The sequence below is a fragment of the Janthinobacterium sp. GW821-FHT03C08 genome (assembly GCF_059420905.1).
In genome coordinates, this window is sequence record NZ_JBWKUP010000009.1 from 159,560 (window position 1) to 177,762 (window position 18,203).

Sequence of the window (18,203 nt, forward strand, 5' to 3'; positions counted from 1 at the left end):
TCAGCTTGTCCAGAGCGCCGGTTACGGCCGGCGCTCCCCGTCTTTGCCAACTTGCTATTTAACCACGCAAACGGGTCAGCAATCCATCCAGCACGTCAAGATCGGCAAAATCGATCACCAGTTGACCACGGCCTTTGTTACCCATCTTGAACACCACGGGCGTGGCCAGGGCATCGGACAGCTCTTCTTCCAGGCGCGCGATATCGCCGGACTTTTCCTTGTGCCGCGGTTCGACCGGGTTGGCCGCTTCCTCCACCGTGCGGGTGACGAGCTTTTCCGTCTCGCGCACGGACAGACGCTTGGCCACGACCTGATTCGCCAGGGTGATCTGGCTGGCGGCATCGACGGCCAGCAGCGCGCGCGCATGGCCCATGTCGATATCGCCGGCCATCAGCATGGTCTGCACGGGACTGGCCAGGTTCATCAGGCGCAGCAGGTTGGAGACAGCACTGCGCGAGCGTCCCAGCGCAGTGGCCGCTTGCTCATGCGTGAAACTGAAGTCGGCGATCAGGCGGTGGATGCCTTGCGCCTCTTCCAGGGGATTCAAGTCTTCGCGCTGGATGTTCTCGATCAGCGCCATGGCTGCGGCGGCCAGGTCGTCCACATCGCGCACGAGGACCGGCACTTCCGTCAGGCCGGCCAGCTGCGAGGCGCGGAAACGGCGTTCGCCGGCAATGATTTCATATTTGACAAGTCCGCTCAGGGTGTCCTGCCCGATCGGGCGCACCAGGATCGGCTGCATCAGCCCTTGCGCCTTGATCGAGGCGGCCAGTTCATTCAAGGCCCCTTCGTCCATGCGCGTGCGCGGCTGATATTTGCCGGCTTGCATTTGTGACACGGGCAAGTTCGACGGTTGATGCGTTTCCGGACTGGCGAAGTCGCCCCCGCCGCCCAGGAGGGCATCGAGTCCGCGCCCCAGTCCTTTTAATTTTTTCGTAGCCATGCTGTCCTAATCGTGTTTTCAGAGTAAGCGCTTACATCATATTCTGCAGACGCCCGCCCCTTGTTTACATATGTTTGATGCGTTCGACCATCTCGGCGCCGAAGGCGATGTAGGCCTGGGCCCCTTTCGAGCTGGGGTCGAAGGTGACGCCGGGCAAGCCGTACGATGGCGCTTCGGCCAGGCGCACGTTGCGCGGGATGATGGTATTGAACACCTTGTCGCCGAAGTGCTGTTCCAACTGGGCCGACACTTGTTGCGATAATGTCATGCGCGGATCGAACATCACGCGCAACAGGCCGATGATCTTCAAATCCGGGTTCAGGTTGGCGTGCACCTTCTTGATGGTGTTGACCAGGTCGGACAAGCCTTCCAGTGCGTAGTACTCGCACTGCATCGGGATGATCACGCCATGCGCGGCGCACAAACCGTTCAGGGTCAGCATCGACAATGCCGGCGGGCAATCAACTAAGATGAAATCGTATTCGCCGTCGACTTCGGCCAGCGCATCCTTCAGGCGGCGCTCGCGGTTGTCCAGTTCAACCATCTCCACTTCGGCGCCGGCCAGCTCGCGGTTCGACGGCAGCACATCGAAGCGCCCCGCTTCCGAGCGCTGGCGTGCCGTCTTGACATCGGACTCGCCCAGCATCACTTCATAGGTCGATGCCTTCAGGCCGGCCTTGTTGATGCCGGCGCCCATGGTCGCATTGCCCTGCGGGTCGAGGTCGACCAGCAGCACGCGCTGGTTCAACTTGGCCAGACCGGCGGAGAGGTTGACGCTTGTTGTGGTTTTACCAACACCACCCTTTTGATTTGCTACACAAAAAATTTTGGCCATGTATCTTCTAGTTGTAAAGAGATGCAAACTTCATCGTGCGCCCCGGCATTTATCCGAAACGATTTATACTGTTTATTTCATTTATACGATATAAATCGTTTATACGGTTTATATAATTTATACCGTATATACTATTTATACTATTTATACCGTTTAATTTTCAGGCTTTTAAATTCTTGCTATAAAGACCAGATGACGCTCTGCATTTAGCCCTGGCACCTGGATTGCCCGTAATTCCGTCACTTGCCAGTCTGCCGGCAGTCTCTCCCGCTCGTCTGGCGGCGCCACCCCTTTCAAGGCGATGAATTGTCCGCCCTCGGCCAGCACGTGGTGCGACCAGTTGACGAAGTCGGACAGGTCGGCGAAGGCGCGCGAGGTGATGACGTCGAATTTCTGCGCCACTTCCAGCTGTTCCACGCGTTTCGTGTACACCGTGACGTTGCTCAAGCCCAGTTCCGCCTTCACCTGCGTCAAAAATGCCGTCTTCTTGTGCACCGTGTCGATCATCGACACCTTGATATCGGGCCGCGCGATGGCCAGGACCATGCCCGGCAAGCCGCCGCCGGCGCCCACGTCGAGCACGTTTTTGGCGTCAGCGAAGGCCGGCACGGCCGCCAGCGAATCGAGCACGTGCAGGGTCAGCATCTGCATCGGATCGCGCACCGACGTCAGGTTGTACACGCTGTTCCATTTGGCCAGCAAGGCCAGGTAATCGAGCAGTTTTTCCGTCTGATCCGCGCTCAGCTCCAGGCCCAGCGCGGCGATGCCTTCATTCAAAATGGGGGCCAATGCGGCCCGGTCAAACTGCTTCATTCAACAACCTCGTCCTTTAAAGTGGTGGTCTGTATTTCGGCTTGCCCGGCGCCAAAACCGCGCTTTTTCAAGTGCACCAGCAGCAGCGAAATCGCCGCCGGCGTCACGCCGGAAATGCGCGATGCCTGGCCCAGGGTTTCCGGGCGCTGCTTGTCGAGTTTTTGCCGCACTTCGACGGACAGCGCACCGATGTCCAGGTAGTTAAAACCTGCCGGCAAAGCCAGATTCTCATAGTGTTCGTGGCGCTCGATTTCCTTGCTCTGGCGCTCGATATAGCCCGCGTATTTGAGCTGGATTTCCACCTGCTCGCGCACGGCCGCGTCCTCCACGCCGGGTCCGGCCAGGGCCTGGCCTTCCATGCCCGTCATGCTCATCAGAGTGTCGTAGGCCACGTTCGGGCGGCGCAGCAGGTCCGCCAGCGAATACTCGCGTTCGATGGCCTGGCCCACGATGCGTTCCGACTCGGCGGCCGCCAGGATGCGCGGGTTGACCCACGTGGAACGCAGGCGCTCGAGTTCGCGCGCCACCGCTTCGCGCTTGGTTTCGAACGCTTGCCACTGGGCGTCGCCGACGCAGCCCAGGGCGCGGCCGATTTCCGTCAGGCGCATGTCGGCATTGTCTTCGCGCAGGCTCAAACGGTACTCGGCGCGGCTGGTAAACATGCGGTACGGTTCCTGCACGCCCTGCGTGATCAGATCATCGACCAGCACGCCCAGATAGGCCTCGGAGCGGCCCGGTACCCAGGCGTCCTTGTCCTGCGTCAGCAAGGCCGCATTCAGGCCCGCCAGCATGCCTTGCGCGGCCGCTTCCTCGTAGCCCGTGGTGCCGTTGATCTGGCCGGCAAAGAACAGGCCGGCGACGGCCTTCGTTTCCAGCGAGGCTTTCAAGCCGCGCGGGTCGAAATAATCGTATTCGATGGCATAGCCGGGACGCAGGATGTGGGCGTTTTCCATGCCCTTCATCGACTGCACCAGGGCGATCTGCACGTCGAACGGCAGGCTCGTGGAGATGCCGTTCGGATAGAACTCGTGCGTCGTCAAGCCTTCCGGCTCAAGGAAGATCTGGTGCGATTCCTTGCCCGAGAAGCGGTGGATCTTGTCCTCGATCGAGGGGCAATAGCGGGGACCGACGCCCTCGATGACGCCCGTGTACATGGGGCTGCGGTCGAGGCCGGCGCGGATGATGTCGTGCGTCTGGCTATTCGTGTGCGTGACCCAGCACGGCACCTGGCGCGGGTGCATGGCCGTGTTGCCCATGACGGAAAACACGGGCACGGGATCGAGGTCGCCCGGCTGTTCTTGCATCACGGAAAAGTCGATGCTGCGGCCATCGATGCGCGGCGGCGTGCCCGTCTTCAGCCGGCCCTGCGGCAGTTTCAGCTCTTTCAGGCGGGCCGACAGGGAGATGGCGGGCGGGTCGCCGGCGCGGCCGGCCGAATAGTTATTCAGGCCCACGTGGATCTTGCCGTCGAGGAAAGTCCCCGCCGTCAGCACCACGGCGCGCGCCAAAAACTTCAGGCCGATCTGCGTCACTGCGCCGACGACGCGGTCGCCTTCGACGATCAAATCATCGACGGCTTGCTGGAACAGCCACAAATTCGGCTGGTTTTCCAGGCGCGTACGGATGGCGGCCTTGTACAAAATACGGTCGGCCTGGGCGCGCGTGGCGCGCACTGCCGGACCTTTCGAGGAATTCAGGATGCGGAACTGGATGCCGGACTCGTCGGTGGCGATGGCCATCGCACCGCCCATGGCATCGACTTCCTTGACTAGGTGGCCCTTGCCGATGCCGCCGATGGAAGGATTGCACGACATCTGGCCCAGTGTCTCGATATTATGCGTGAGCAAAAGCGTCTTCTGCCCCATGCGGGCGGAAGCGAGGGCCGCCTCGGTACCGGCGTGACCACCACCGACAACGATGACGTCGAATTCTGTAGGAAATAACATGATAAATAGGTAACAGTGCAAGTAAAAATGCGAGGAGAGAGCTCCGATTATAGAGTCTTTTTGCAAGCGCAACCTTCCACGGGCCAATTTTTGCTTAATTTTTACTCAGCAAGGGCACGCCGAGCGCCGTTTCTGTTTCACGTGGAACACGCTGCCTGGCCAGGGAGCGGGCTGCGGCAGCGTGAAATGTTTGCTACAATTGCCGCATTGTCCGTATGCATGGCCACGCCAGTGGCCGTCGGGACGATCATCCAGGAGGACGGCCTCCCCCATCATGGGAACACACCGGGACGGCCCGCTCTGTATAAGGAGCCGCCATGGCCTGGATACTCTTACTCATTGCCGGCATGCTGGAAGTCGTGTGGGCATACTCGATGAAACTCTCCGAGGGTTTCACCCGCCTCACCCCCTCTGTCGTTACCGTGGTCATGATGATCGCCAGCTTCGGCTTGCTGTCGCTGGCCATGCGTACCCTGCCCCTGGGCACGGCGTACACCATCTGGACGGGCATCGGCGCCGTCGGCGCCTTCATCGTCGGCGTCGTCTTTCTCGGCGAGCAGCTCAACGCCATGCGCGTGTGTGCCGCCATCCTCATCGTCAGCGGCATCGTGCTGATGAAATTGTCTTCCAGCCACTGAGGAGTAGCACCATGTTCCTCGAAAGCTACTTTCCCGTGCTACTGTTCATCCTGATCGGCATCCTGGTCGGCATCGTGCCCATGCTGCTGGGACGCGTGCTGGGCCCACACAAACCCGACCCGCAGAAACTGTCCCAATATGAATGCGGCTTCGAGGCCTTTGGCGATGCGCGCATGAAATTCGACATCCGCTTCTACCTGGTCGCCATCCTGTTCATCCTCTTCGATATCGAAGTCATCTTCCTGATGCCGTGGGCGGCAAATGTGAACGCGTTGGGACTGCCCGGCTTCTGCGCCGTCATGGGCTTCCTGGGCCTCCTGACCATCGGGCTGGCGTATGAATGGAAACGCGGCGCGCTGGACTGGGAATGAACAAGCTCCTGTTCCTGAACCTGCTGATGGGGGTGGCCCTGGCCTGTGCCGCCAGGCGGGAATACCCCAAGCGGCAGCATGCTTCCACCTTCCGCGTGCTGGCCGGCACGGCCGGCGTGTCCCTCGTGGCAAGCCTGGCGTTGCTGCTCCATGGCCTGCGGCACGCTGGCTGACGCTTGCACCGGCCAGTCGATACGTTCCACGTGAAACCTGCGTGTCACCGGAAAGCGGAGTAAGCTTGCTGCTGGCCTTACTTCCAGGAGCATGCATGTCCGCCTTCCAGTTCCGCACCGTGCCGCACGTGATCGTCGAGGCAGGTGCCGCCGCCCAGTTGGGTACGCACATCGGCCACCACTTCCCCGCCGTGCGCCGTGCCCTGCTCGTCACCGATGCGGGTTTTTTACGCACGGGCCTGGCCGAGGCTCCCTTGCGCAGCCTGCAGGCAGCAGGGATCGAGGTCCACGTCTTTTCCGATGTGCAAGCCGATCCCCCCGAAGCCATCGTGCTGGCCGGCGTGCGCCAGGCGCAGATGTTTCACGTGGAACTGATTATCGGCCTGGGCGGCGGCAGCTCGCTCGACGTGGCCAAGTTGATCGCCGTGCTGGCGCCGGGCCGGCAGGAACTGACGCAACTGTACGGTATCGGCAATGCCCACGGTCAGCGCCTGCCCCTGGTGCAATTACCGACCACGGCGGGCACGGGTTCCGAAGTGACGAATATCGCCATCGTCACCACGGGCGCCACGACCAAGATGGGCGTGGTGGCACCGCAGCTGTACGCGGACCTGGCCATTCTCGATGCCAGCCTGACCCTGGGCTTGCCGCCCGCCATCACGGCTGCCACCGGCATCGATGCCATGGTGCATGCGATCGAAGCGTACACCAGCCGCTTGCTGAAAAATCCCCTGTCCGACATGCTGGCAAGACAGGCGCTGTCGCTGCTGCATGCGCACCTCCTAACGGCGTGTCGCGATGGCCAGAACCTGGCCGCGCGCGAAGCGATGCTGCTGGGTGCCATGCTGGCCGGCCAGGCCTTTTCCAATGCTCCCGTGGCCGCCGTGCACGCCCTCGCCTATCCCATCGGCGGCCTGTTCCACGTGCCACACGGCCTGTCGAATGCGCTGGTGCTGCCGCACGTGCTGCGCTTCAACCTGTCCCATGCGGCGACCCTGTATGCGCAGCTGGGCACCCTGCTCCAGCCCGGCATCACGGGCAGCGACGAGGCACGGGCGCACGCCCTGATCGCCGCCATGCAGGATCTGGCGCACGCCACGGGCATCGCGCGCACCCTGCGCGAAGTAGGCATCGCGGCCGGCGACCTGGACCGCCTGGCCGACGAAGCCATGCTGCAGACTCGCCTGCTGGGCAACAATCCCCGCCCGCTCACGCGCCTCGACGCCCGCGCCATTTACGCGGCCGCCTTGTAAGGACGTAAAAAAAGCCACGTGCACCGCGTGGCTTTCCTGCAACGGCCCAGTTGCCGGTAATCCTCAGCAAATTATTGGGAAGTTATGACGAACAGAACCGGATGCTATGCCAGGCGCCCGCTGCTAGCAGTGGGCAACGCCATAGAACGCCGGTGATGCAAGTCTGAAATCACCATCATTCATTGGGGCTTACTTAGTTGGGGATATCCACCACCGTGCCCGCCACGCTGATCACATTGCCGGCCGCCGGCGCCGCCGCGATGGCCGGCACGTTGACATTCGTGATCAGGGTCGAGGCATCGGCCCGCGTTACCGTGCGCACCACCTGCGATGGCGGCAGCGCCTGCTTGGCTGTCAGGTGCGCATACATGGCATCGAGCGCCCGGTTCAGGTACACGTGCAAGGGCACGATCAGGGTCGGCAAGGCACTGCTGAAGGAATCGAAGTGGTTGGCGTGCGTCACCTCGATATAGCGCAGCTTGCTGTTCGCGCCTTCCACGGCAGCATTCAGGCCCAGGTAGGCACGCGAAGCATGATTGACGGGAATCAAGGTATCGCTGCGGCCGTGCACGAGGATGGCTGGCTTGCCATTGAGTTTGGCGCTCGCCTGCACCTCGGCCATGCCGGCGCGCACGCGCGCGCTTTGCGTGGCCAGCGTGCCGCGCAGGCCGGCGCCATTGACGGCATCCTGTCCCGTCGCCAGGCTGCGCAGGCACAGGAAGCCGTCGAGCGACTGGTCCGCCAAGCTGGTCGACGGCGACACGCCCGCCGTGTACACCCTGGCGCCACCAACACTGTCCTCATACAGCACATTGCCAACGATGCCGTTTTGCGCGGCAAAGCTGGCCGCCTTCTGCGCCGAGGTGAAGGCGACCGGATTGCCGCTGCCATCCGTCTGCGCAAAGGTAAAGCCGCACACCTTGTCCGTCACGGAGAATTTCCCGTAGGCATAGGCATACGTGACGGCCACGAGGATGTTCGTGCCCGCATGCGCCGCCTGCAGCGGATCGGAGTCTAGCAGCCAGCCGTAAGCCTGCAGGCGCTGCTTCGCATCGGCCTGCTGCGATGCCAGGTCGGCGCCGCCCAGCAAACCTTTGGCGGCCAGCGCCGTGCAGCGTCCCGCATTGCCAGCCACGGAAGCGATGCAGGGCTGGTACAGGGCGGCATACGTGGCATAGTCGAACAGGGCGCGCCCCGGCGCGTTCACCGCCACCCCACCCTGGCGCACGGTGTACGCGTTCGATGGCTGGGGCTGTATTTGCGGCTCGCTGGCGGCCACGCCGCTGATCAAGCCCTTCGTATCCTGTTCCGCCGCCAGCAAGGCCGAGCCGGCACCGTTGGAAATGCTCGAAGCGATCGTGATGGTGTTCTTCGGCGTCAGGCGCACGATGCGCGAACTGCCGTCGCGGGCCAGCACACCGTAGCGCTCGTTCAACACGTAATACGCCATCTCGACGGCCTGCAAGGTAACCTTGCCCCAGTCCTTCTCCGGATTCTGCTGCGAGTGCGCGTGCTTGAAGGCGACGCGGTTCGGGTAGGCAGCGGCCCAGGCCAGGCGGTCGGCGTCGTTCAAGTCCGGCGCGAAGAGCGCGTTCTTGCCCGCGGCCACCCTGCCCGCGCGCACGCCGTTCTGCAGGTTGACGCTGTCATCCTCGAACACATACAGGCCCGTGCCGGAACCCTTGTCCGCATATGCCACGGCGCAGCCCTTCTTCAACCCCCACTCGCCGGAGCTGCCGATGGCGCCGTAGATGCCGCGCGAACCGCTCGACGTGCCCGTGACGATACAGGCGCGGTCCGGGTCGAAGCTGGCCGGCACCTGCACCATCAAGGTGACATTCTTCTTGCCCGTGCCATCGTCCGCATAGGCGATATATTCGCTGCCGGCAATCAGGCCCTCCCCCGTGCCCACGTTGCCGGCCGCATCCACGTTGGGGCCGTACAGGGTGCCGTAGCCGCTGTTGGCGGCGATATCGAGCACGGCGCGGTAATTGGCGTGGATGGCGTTGCGGCGCAGTTCGGCCGGCGTCGGCTGTTCCCCATTCGCATACACGGGCGTAGCGCCCGCCAGCCCCGTCTTGCCCAGGCCGGCCGTCAGCAGGTCATTGCTCTTGCCGTCGTAGTCGGCCCGCGAGATGGTGCCCAGGTAGCTGGGCAGCTGGTTCAGCTCTTCCGGCGCATGGTTGCTGCCGCAGCCGGCCAGCAGCAGCAAGGTGCACAGGCCCGTGCCGTTGGCCGCGCGCATGATCGTCGTTTGCATGGTGGTTCTCTCCGTTGAGGACACAGTGGACGCACAATGAAAAACGCCGGACGATCCGTCCGGCGTTGCTGGAAAATCAGACAGCGGCCTTGGCGGCCCTGCCGCCGAAGCGCGCGATGGCCTCGCCGACGATGCCGCGCCGGAACAGCAGCACGCAGATGACGAAGATGACGCCCGTGACCATGCCCACCGATTCGCCCAGGGTGCCGAACCACTCGACGCCCGTGTGCGTGGCCAGGTAAGTGCCAAAATCGCCCAGCTTGTTTTCCAGGGCAATGATGAGCACGGCGCCGAGGATGGGACCGGCCAGGGTGCCCATGCCGCCCACCAGTGTCATCAGCACGACCAGGCCCGACATGCCCCAATACACGTCGGTCAAGGTCTCAAAGCCCAGCACCAGGGTCTTGGTGGCGCCGGCCAGGGCGGCGAGCGACGCGGACAGCACGATGGCCATCAGCTTGTACTTGTTGACGTCGTAGCCCAGCGAAATGGCGCGCGGCTCGTTTTCCTTGATGGCCTTGAGGACCTGGCCGAACGGCGAGTGGATGGTGCGCACGATCAGGGCGAAGCCGGCGATGAAGATGGCCAGCACGACGTAGTACAGCACCGTGTCGTTGCCCAGGTTGATGGTGCCCAGCAAGGTTCCACGTGGAACACCCTGCAAGCCATCCTCACCGCCCGTGAACGGCAGGCGCAAGGCCAGGAAATACACCATCTGCGCCAGCGCCAGGGTGATCATCGTAAAGTAGATACCCTGGCGGCGGATGGCCAGGCCGCCCATCACCAGGCCCAGGAGCGCTCCCGTGGCGACGCCGGCCAGCAAGCCCAGTTCCGTCGGCCAGCCCCACGTGCGCAGCGCGTAGCCGGTGACATAGCCGGCGCCGCCGAAAAACGCCGCATGGCCGAAGGACAGCAGGCCCGTGTAGCCGATCAGCAAATTGAAGGCGCAGGCAAACAGGGCAAAGCACAGCAACTTCATCAGGAAGACGGGATAGCCGTAAAACGGGGCCGCCAGTGCCAGCAGCAGGGCAATGGCGTAGCCTACATTCTTATTCATCGTGGTAGCTCCAATACATGACTGATGAGGATTACTTTTCTTTGCCGAACAGGCCGGCGGGACGCAGCAGCAGCACGATGACCATCACCACGAAGACCACGGTGGCCGAGCCTTCCGGGTAGAACACGCGGGTCAGGCCCTCGATCACGCCCAGGCCCAGGCCCGTGAGGATGGAACCCATGATGGAGCCCATGCCGCCGATCACCACGACGGCGAAGACGACGATGATCAGGTTCGAGCCCATCAGCGGCGAGACCTGGATGATAGGCGCGGCCAGCACGCCGGCAAACCCCGCCAGCGCCACGCCGAAGCCGAAGGTCAGCGTGACCATCAGGGGCACGTTGATGCCGAACGCTTCCACCAGTTTCGGGTTTTCCGTGCCGGCCCGCAGGTAGGCTCCTAATTTGGTTTTCTCGATGACGAACCAGGTGGCTAGGCAGACGGAGAGCGAAGCGATGACGACCCAGGCGCGATAGTTCGGCAGGATCATGAAGCCCAGGTCCGTGGCGCCGGCCAGCGCTTCGGGCACGGCATACGGCTGGCCCGAGACGCCATAGAAGGAGCGGAACACGCCTTCCATGATCAGGGTGATGCCAAAGGTCAGCAGCAAGCCATACAGGTGGTCGAGTTTATACAGCCAGCGCAGCATGGTCTTTTCGATGAGGATGCCGACCAGGCCCACGAGAATGGGGGCGATGACCAGCATGGCCCAGTAATTGATGTCGAAATAGCTGAGGCCCATCCAGGCCAGGAAGGCGCCCATCATGTACATGGCGCCGTGCGAGAAATTAATGACGTTAAGCAAGCCGAAGATGACGGCCAGACCGAGGGACAACATGGCATAGAACGAGCCGTTGACGAGGCCCAGCAGCAGCTGGCTCATCATCGCTTGTAATGGAACGCCGAAAATTTCCATGGCATCACAGTATAAAAAGCACCGCCGGACGACGGTGTGGCATCAAGGGAAACACGCCACCGCAGACGGGCGCGGCGGCGCAAGGCTCACCCCGCGCACCGGCAGGTGGCGCGCAGGAAAACAGACTGCCCGCGCGCGGCGGGCAATCCGCAAGGTTTGCTACAGCGTTACTTCCACAGCGAACACTTCGACTCAGCCTTCGTCACGTACGCCTGCGCGCCGGGCACGGTGGCCACCACCTTGTAGTAATCCCACGGATACTTGGACTCGGACGGCTTCTTCACTTCCATCAGGTACATATCGTGCACCATGCGGCCGTCGGGACGCACTTCGCCGTTCTTGGTGAACATGTCGTTGATCTTGGTCTTTTTCAGGTAGGCCATGACCTTCTCGGTGTCGTCCGAGCCCACCGCCTTGACGGCCTTCAGGTAATTGGCCGCCGCCGAATAATCGGCCGCCTGCAGCATCGACGGTTCCTTCTTCATCTTGTCGAAGTAACGCTTCGACCAGGCGCGCGTTTCCGGATTCAAGTCCCAGTACCAGCCATCGGTCAGGTACATGCCCTGCGTCAGGTTCAGGCCCAGCGAATGGATGTCGTTGATAAAGATCAGCAAGCCGGCCAGCTTCATGGATTTTGTCAGGCCGAACTCGTTGGCCGCCTTGATGCTGTTGATGGCATCGCCGCCCGCATTGGCCAGGCCGAGAATTTGCGGTTTGGCCGCCTGTGCCTGCAGCAGGAAGGACGAGAAGTCCGAGGCGCCCAGCGGATGCTTGACGCTGCCCAGCACCTTGCCGCCGGCCGCCTTGACGACTTCGGCCGTGTCTTTTTCCAGCGAATGGCCGAACGCATAGTCGGCCGTCATGAAATACCAGTTCTTGCCGCCCTGCTTGACGATGGTGCCGCCCGTGCCGCGCGCCAACGCCACCGTGTCATAGGCGTAATGCACGGTGTAGGGCGTGCACTCTTCATTCGTCAGGCGCGAGGAGCCGGCACCGATGGCGATGAAGATTTTTTTCTTTTCCGCCGCCACCTTGGCCATGGCCAGGCTGGCGCCGGAATTGGTGCCGCCGATCAGCATGTCGACGCCCTGCTGGTCGAACCATTCGCGCGCCTTCGAGGCGGCGATGTCGGCCTTGTTCTGGTGGTCGGCGGAAATGAATTCCACTTTCTTGCCGGCGATGACCACGCCGGCATCGGCGATCGCCATCTTGATGGCTTCGGCGCCACCGAGGCCGTCGACGTCGGAATACACGCCGGACATGTCGGAAATAAAGCCGATCTTGATGGTGTCGCCCGATACCTGGGCGTGCGCGGCGCAGGACAAGCCCAGGGCGCAAAGAGTGGCGGTGGCAATGGCGATAGCGTTACGTTTCATAGTGTCTCCGTTGGGGATTATTGTTTGCTATTCAGTCGATTGCTGGACGATGACGGGTAAAACGGACTGGGACTACACGCCGAGCAGCTCGGTCAGGACCGGCATCTTGGCCTCCAGTTCGGATGCAGCAAAAGTCTCGACGATCTGACCGTGCTCCATCACATAAAACCGGTCCGCCAGCGGCGCGGCAAACCGGAAATTCTGTTCCACCATGACGATGGTGTAGCCCTTCGCTTTCAGGGTGGTGATCATGCGCGCCAGGCCCTGCACGATGACGGGCGCCAGGCCTTCGGAAATCTCGTCGAGCAGCAGCAGGCGCGCGCCCGTGCGCAGGATGCGCGCCACGGCCAGCATCTGCTGTTCGCCGCCCGACAGGCGCGTGCCCTGGCTGTGGCGGCGCTCCTGCAGGTTGGGGAACATGGCATAGATTTCCTCGACCGACATGCCCTTCTCGCCGCTGGCCAGGGTCGGCGGCAGCAGCAGGTTTTCCTCCGTCGACAGCGAGGAAAAAATGCCGCGCTCTTCGGGACAATACCCGATGCCCAGGTGGGCGATCTTGTGCGTGGCCAAACCGATCGCTTCGGCGCCGTTGACCTTGATGGACCCCGTGCGGGCGCCCGTCAGTCCCATGATGGCGCGCAAGGTCGTCGTGCGGCCGGCGCCGTTGCGGCCCAGCAAAGTCACCACCTCGCCCTGCTCCACTTTCAGGTTCACGTCGTGCAGGATGTGCGATTCACCATACCAGGTATGCAGTTGTGCAATTTCCAGCGCCGGTGCCTTGTTGCTAGCGGTCATCAATGTGCCCCTTCCAGTTCCGCGTGGGTCGTGCCCATGTACGCTTCCATCACTTGCGGATTGCGCGACACTTCCGCGTAGCTGCCTTCGGCCAGCATGGCGCCGCGCTGCAGGACGGAAATCTTGTCGCAGATGCCGGAGACCACGTTCATATTGTGTTCCACCATCAGGATGGTGCGCCCGGCCGAGACCTTCTTGATCAGTTCCGTCACGCGGTGCACGTCTTCGTGGCCCATGCCCTGCGTCGGTTCGTCGAGCAGCATCATTTCCGGTTCCATCGCCAGGGTGGTGGCAATTTCCAGCGCCCGCTTGCGCCCGTAGGGCATGTCGACCGTGATGGTGTCGGCGAACTCCGTCAAGTCGACCTCGGCCAGCAAGGCCATGGCGCGGTCGTTGAGCTGGCTCAATGAACGTTCACTTTTCCAGAAGTGAAACGAGGTGCCCAGCTGGCGCTGCAAGCCGATGCGCACATTCTGCAGCACGGATAAATGGGGGAAGACGGCGGAAATCTGGAAGGAACGGATCACGCCCATGCGGGCGATCTGGGCCGGCTTGGCGGCCGTGATGTCTTTGCCATTGAACAGGATCTGTCCGGCGGTGGGAACCAGGAATTTGGTAAGCAGGTTGAAACACGTAGTCTTGCCGGCGCCATTCGGACCGATCAAGGCGTGGATATGGCCCCGCTCTACCTTCAGGTTCACCTCGCTGACAGCGGTGAAACCCTTGAATTCCTTGGTCAAATTTCTTGTTTCCAAGATTACGTTTGACATCGTGTCTCCTAGTTGTACTTTTTGTACTACTTAGTCATTTTTATAATACACAACTTAAATTTAACGCACAATACAGTATAACTACGGGGATTTTTGGCCATGCCGAATGGCGCAAACTCGCGCTTTTCGCCGCTTATTTCCAGGCCGCGTGTATCATTTGCGCCGCTTTTTCCGCAATCATCAGGGTCGGCGAGTTGGTGTTGCCCGACGTGATGTACGGCATGATGGACGCATCGACGACGCGCAGACCCGCCACGCCGAGCACGCGCAAGGTGCTGTCGACCACGCTCGACGGATCGCTGGCCAGGCCCATGCGGCACGTGCCCACCGGGTGGAAGATGGTGGTGCCGATCTGGCTGGCCGCCTGCGCCAGTTCTTCCTGGCTCTGGAATTGCACGCCAGGCTTGTATTCCTGCGGCGCAAACCGCTTGAGCGCCGGCGCGGCGGCGATGGCCCGCGTCAGGCGCAAGGCATCGGCCGCCACGGCGCGGTCCTGCTCGGTACTCAGGTAATTGGGCACGATCTTCGGCGCCGCATAGCTGTCGGCGCTGGCGATCTGCACGTGGCCGCGCGACGTCGGGCGCAGATTGCACACGCTGGCCGTAAACGCGGGAAACGCGTGCAAGGGTTCGCCGAATTTGTCGAGCGACAAGGGCTGCACGTGGTATTGCAGGTTCGGCGTGGCTTGCTGCGGGTCGGACTTGGCAAACGCCCCCAGCTGCGACGGCGCCATCGACATGGGCCCGCTCTGGAACAGCGCATACTGCAAGCCGATCTGCATCTTGCCGACGATATTGCTGGCCATCACGTTCAAGGTCTTGACGCCCTGCACCTTAAAGACCATGCGCAGCTGCAGATGGTCCTGCAGATTGCCGCCCACGCCAGCGGCATCGAGCACGGGAACGATGCCATGCTGCTGCAGCAAGGCGGCCGGGCCGATACCGGACAGTTGCAGCAACTGGGGCGAGCCGATGGCGCCCGCCGTCAGCAGGGTTTCCCGCCGCGCCGTCGCCTGCCACTGCGTGCCGCCGCCCGTAAACACGACGCCCGTGCAGCGGGGGCCCGATTCCGTCGTTTCCAGCAGCAGACGTTCCACGTGGCAACCCGTCATGATGGTCAGATTCGGCCGCCGCGACGCCGGTTTCAAGAACGCTTTCGAGGTATTCCAGCGGATGCCGCGGCGCTGGTTGACGTCGAAATACGCGCTGCCGCTATTGTCGCCGCCATTGAAATCGCTGGTTTTCGGGATGCCTACCTGCTGCGCCGCATCGCGGAACGCATTCAAAATATCCCACGACAGCCGCTGTTTTTCCACGCGCCATTCACCGCCCACGCCATGGTTTTCCGAGGCGCCGCCGTAATAATCTTCGCTTTGCTTAAATAGCGGCAAGACTTTGTCCCAGCGCCAGGAAGCGTCGTCCGTCAGGTCGGCCCAGTGATCGTAATCGCCGGCCTGGCCGCGCATGTAGATCATGCCGTTGATGGAAGAACTGCCACCGAGTACTTTTCCGCGGGGATACATCAGGCTGCGTCCGCCCAGGCCCGCGTCCGCCTGCGTGGAATACAGCCAGTCCGTGCGGGGATTGCCGATGCAATGCAGATAGCCGACGGGGATGTGGATCCACACATAGTCATCCTTGCCACCCGCTTCCACGAGTAAAACGTTGGCGTCCTTGTCGCGCGTGAGCCGGTTGGCCAGCACGCAACCTGCCGTGCCGCCGCCCACGATGATGTAGTCGTATTCGCCTGCCGATTCCAATGAAGCTCCTTTCGGTATGCCATCAAGCTGTCGCGCAGCGTGTCTCCCCGCCGCGTCCCGTTACCAGAGTCTGTCTTTCTTCATGCATGCATGGCTGCTGAGCCGCAGTGAGATTACCACCAGTGCCGGCCCAGAGCGACATTAATCGTCAGGCTTCCATGATCCGCGCAGCAACAGGCAGTTTGGGCAGCCAAAAACCGTCCCACACAGGGACTGCAAGCTGTGGATAACCGTATGGATATCCACAGGTACGATATGTGAGTAAACGAAAAATTTTTTCAGCAGCTTTTTTTTATCCCAAAACCATCCCGGGCACATACAACGCTTACTCAGCGCTTATCCGTACGCCAAGCGATTGTTTACAAGGATAAATCGGGACTTATCCACAGAAGTTGCCGCCGTTAACTACTATTATTATTCTTGTATACGATCTTGTTAAGGTAAACCCGACAACGCACGTTTTGCCTGCCCTTCTCCATCAAGCAGCTTCACCAGCCTGTCATCAAAAAAAAAACCGACGAACGGCTTTCACTGACAAAAAAAACCGAGCCAACAACTGAGCGGCAAAAACCGGCACGGCCGGCATCACGCCAACAGCACTGCCAAACCGTTTTGCAAAATAGAAACGTCAACCGGCCTGGCCAGGCATCTTGCCAGCCAGCCATTCGACGTCGAAAAGAGGGGGAATTTGAAGCGATTGTGGATAAGTCACTTGATATCCACAGGATGACTTGTGAGTAAACACGAAGTTATGTGCAGGCCCGCATTTTATACAATTTTGCTCCTCGCGCGATACAGCGATTATGCACGCTTTATTTTTCACGTAAACGCTTGATCCTGTTGAAAAAAGATGACTTATCCACAGAAAAAAACGCGTTTACTATTACTACTATTTTTATATATAGATCTATTGTAAACCGACAAAAAAAAAGGAAGTCGTGGGATATTTCCAAAAAGCATGCAAAAAACGCCAAAAAAAAGGCCAACGGCAACACTCGGATCCACTGCCAAACCGTCTTCCAGGAATCACCTGGATGCCAAGGTCCATGAGAGAACAACGCTCGTGGTCATTCAACCTTGATTGCCCGACAAGCATCAATGCCAGCGAAGCGCGTCAAACATGCCACGACAGCAAGAAAAACCGTGCCGTTTGCTCGCCGGTGTGGATAAGTGCCTGCATATCCACAGGATGAGATGTGGGAAAAGTCGTTCTTTGTCCACAAGCCGATTTTTATCCCAAACAAGTCCTCCGTGGATACAATGCTTGTGCGCCTACTTTTTTGTACGCCAAGTCGATGATTTTTATACGGTATACCGACTTATCCACAGAAAAATGGCCGTTTACTATCACTACTATTTTTATGTATACATCTTTATTTAAAACACAGAAACAAACGCGGACGGTGGAAAAGTCGCCCGAATGGCTGTTTTCACCCTGTAAACCGTCTGGCAATCCCCAAAACCTGTAAAAACAGCATGAATTCAGCCCAAAAAATGCGTTTAGGCATCATCAGTGCCTTGCACGAAGAACAGCAGGGGCTCGTAGAAGCCATGCAAGGCCCCCAGAGACGTTCACACGGCATGCGTGACTACACCCTGGGAACCCTGTGGAATATCGACGCTGTGTGCGTCCTGTCGCGTCTGGGCAAGGTTGCCGCCGCCATGACGGCTTCCATCCTTGTGGAAAAGTACGGAGTTACCCACATCGTCTTCACGGGCGTGGCCGGCAGCGGGGATCAACACGTGAAAGTGGGCGATATCGTCGTGGCCGAAGCGTTGTTGCAGCACGATATGGATGCCCGCCCTCTGTTTCCCCGCTTCGAAGTGCCGCTGACGGGACTGCAGCGTTTTGCCACGGACCGGGAACTGAGCACGCAACTGGCTGGCGCCGCCGCCGATTTCCTGCGTGACGATGTTTCCAGCGTGCTCCAACCAGCCGAGATCGTGGAATTTGGCTTGCAGCACGCGCAAGTGCACCGCGGCATGATCGCCAGCGGCGACCAGTTCATCAGCAGCGCCGCGCAGGTGCGGCAATTGAAGGAGGATTTGCCCGATTTGCTGGCCCTCGAGATGGAAGGTGCCGCCGTGGCGCAAGTGTGTTTTGAACTCGGCGTGCCGTTTACCGTCATGCGCACCATTTCCGACAACGCCAACGAAGAGGCGGCCGTCGACTTCATGCGTTTCGTGCAGACGGTCGCCTCGCCATACGCGTTTGCCATCATTCAACAGCTGTGCCGGCGCCTGGCCGTCTGATTTTTCAGCTAGCATGCATAAAAAAAGGGCAGAACCACTGGTTCT

General features: G+C 60.8%; 16 protein-coding genes. 5 read left to right on the forward strand and 11 right to left on the reverse strand.

Annotated elements, in window-relative coordinates; genetic code table 11:
• Nucleotides 1-58: 58 nt before the first annotated feature.
• The 4 genes from AC07VL_RS14760 to mnmG all read right to left on the reverse strand — a co-directional run bounded on the left by AC07VL_RS14760 (nt 59) and on the right by mnmG (nt 4,537).
• On the reverse strand, nt 59-943 hold the full coding sequence (locus AC07VL_RS14760) for a ParB/RepB/Spo0J family partition protein (RefSeq protein WP_131374822.1): 885 nt from the start codon (nt 941-943) through the stop codon (nt 59-61).
• A 64-nt stretch (nt 944-1,007) separates the two neighbouring features.
• On the reverse strand, nt 1,008-1,778 hold the full coding sequence (locus AC07VL_RS14765; RefSeq protein ID WP_034752687.1) for a ParA family protein: 771 nt from the start codon (nt 1,776-1,778) through the stop codon (nt 1,008-1,010).
• Between the two features lie 168 nt (nt 1,779-1,946).
• Entirely contained in the window at nt 1,947-2,591 is a 645-nt protein-coding gene (gene rsmG / locus AC07VL_RS14770) for a 16S rRNA (guanine(527)-N(7))-methyltransferase RsmG (protein WP_494806532.1), read from the reverse strand.
• On the reverse strand, nt 2,588-4,537 hold the full coding sequence (mnmG, locus tag AC07VL_RS14775; protein WP_494806533.1) for a tRNA uridine-5-carboxymethylaminomethyl(34) synthesis enzyme MnmG: 1,950 nt from the start codon (nt 4,535-4,537) through the stop codon (nt 2,588-2,590). The genes rsmG and mnmG overlap by 4 nt, the downstream gene beginning before the upstream one ends.
• A 317-nt stretch (nt 4,538-4,854) precedes the next feature.
• Between mnmG and sugE the strand changes: the two genes are divergently transcribed.
• The 4 genes from sugE to AC07VL_RS14795 all read left to right on the forward strand — a co-directional run bounded on the left by sugE (nt 4,855) and on the right by AC07VL_RS14795 (nt 6,972).
• Complete coding sequence (gene sugE / locus AC07VL_RS14780) at nt 4,855-5,175, forward strand: quaternary ammonium compound efflux SMR transporter SugE (protein WP_494806534.1); 321 nt, start codon at nt 4,855-4,857, stop codon at nt 5,173-5,175.
• Nucleotides 5,176-5,186: 11 nt separating this feature from the next.
• Nucleotides 5,187-5,546, forward strand: coding sequence for an NADH-quinone oxidoreductase subunit A (locus tag AC07VL_RS14785; RefSeq protein WP_494806535.1), 360 nt, complete (start codon nt 5,187-5,189; stop codon nt 5,544-5,546).
• Nucleotides 5,543-5,719, forward strand: a complete 177-nt coding sequence (locus AC07VL_RS14790; RefSeq protein WP_494806536.1) for a hypothetical protein — start codon at nt 5,543-5,545, stop codon at nt 5,717-5,719. The genes AC07VL_RS14785 and AC07VL_RS14790 overlap by 4 nt, the downstream gene beginning before the upstream one ends.
• A gap of 95 nt (nt 5,720-5,814) precedes the next feature.
• Complete coding sequence (locus tag AC07VL_RS14795; protein WP_494806537.1) at nt 5,815-6,972, forward strand: iron-containing alcohol dehydrogenase; 1,158 nt, start codon at nt 5,815-5,817, stop codon at nt 6,970-6,972.
• A gap of 193 nt (nt 6,973-7,165) precedes the next feature.
• On the opposite strand, the gene AC07VL_RS14800 is transcribed toward AC07VL_RS14795, so the two are convergent.
• The 7 genes from AC07VL_RS14800 to AC07VL_RS14830 form a co-directional block, all read right to left on the reverse strand.
• On the reverse strand, nt 7,166-9,232 hold the full coding sequence (locus AC07VL_RS14800; RefSeq protein ID WP_494806538.1) for a 3-hydroxybutyrate oligomer hydrolase family protein: 2,067 nt from the start codon (nt 9,230-9,232) through the stop codon (nt 7,166-7,168).
• Nucleotides 9,233-9,308: 76 nt separating this feature from the next.
• On the reverse strand, nt 9,309-10,289 hold the full coding sequence (locus tag AC07VL_RS14805; RefSeq protein WP_494806539.1) for a branched-chain amino acid ABC transporter permease: 981 nt from the start codon (nt 10,287-10,289) through the stop codon (nt 9,309-9,311).
• A gap of 31 nt (nt 10,290-10,320) precedes the next feature.
• Complete coding sequence (locus AC07VL_RS14810; RefSeq protein WP_070288905.1) at nt 10,321-11,205, reverse strand: branched-chain amino acid ABC transporter permease; 885 nt, start codon at nt 11,203-11,205, stop codon at nt 10,321-10,323.
• A gap of 167 nt (nt 11,206-11,372) precedes the next feature.
• On the reverse strand, nt 11,373-12,581 hold the full coding sequence (locus tag AC07VL_RS14815) for an ABC transporter substrate-binding protein (protein WP_494806540.1): 1,209 nt from the start codon (nt 12,579-12,581) through the stop codon (nt 11,373-11,375).
• 72 nt (nt 12,582-12,653) lie between these two features.
• Nucleotides 12,654-13,376, reverse strand: coding sequence for an ABC transporter ATP-binding protein (locus AC07VL_RS14820; RefSeq protein ID WP_290601930.1), 723 nt, complete (start codon nt 13,374-13,376; stop codon nt 12,654-12,656).
• Nucleotides 13,376-14,146 (reverse strand): ABC transporter ATP-binding protein, encoded by a 771-nt coding sequence (locus AC07VL_RS14825; RefSeq protein ID WP_290601928.1) that lies wholly within the window; start codon nt 14,144-14,146, stop codon nt 13,376-13,378. The genes AC07VL_RS14820 and AC07VL_RS14825 overlap by 1 nt, the downstream gene beginning before the upstream one ends.
• Nucleotides 14,147-14,279: 133 nt before the next feature.
• Nucleotides 14,280-15,905: a GMC family oxidoreductase gene (locus AC07VL_RS14830; protein ID WP_494806541.1), complete on the reverse strand. Its 1,626-nt coding sequence runs from the start codon at nt 15,903-15,905 to the stop codon at nt 14,280-14,282.
• 1,494 nt (nt 15,906-17,399) lie between these two features.
• Between AC07VL_RS14830 and AC07VL_RS14835 the strand changes: the two genes are divergently transcribed.
• A complete protein-coding gene (locus AC07VL_RS14835; protein WP_494806542.1) occupies nt 17,400-18,158 on the forward strand; it encodes a 5'-methylthioadenosine/adenosylhomocysteine nucleosidase in 759 nt (252 codons plus the stop codon).
• Nucleotides 18,159-18,203: the final 45 nt, after the last annotated feature.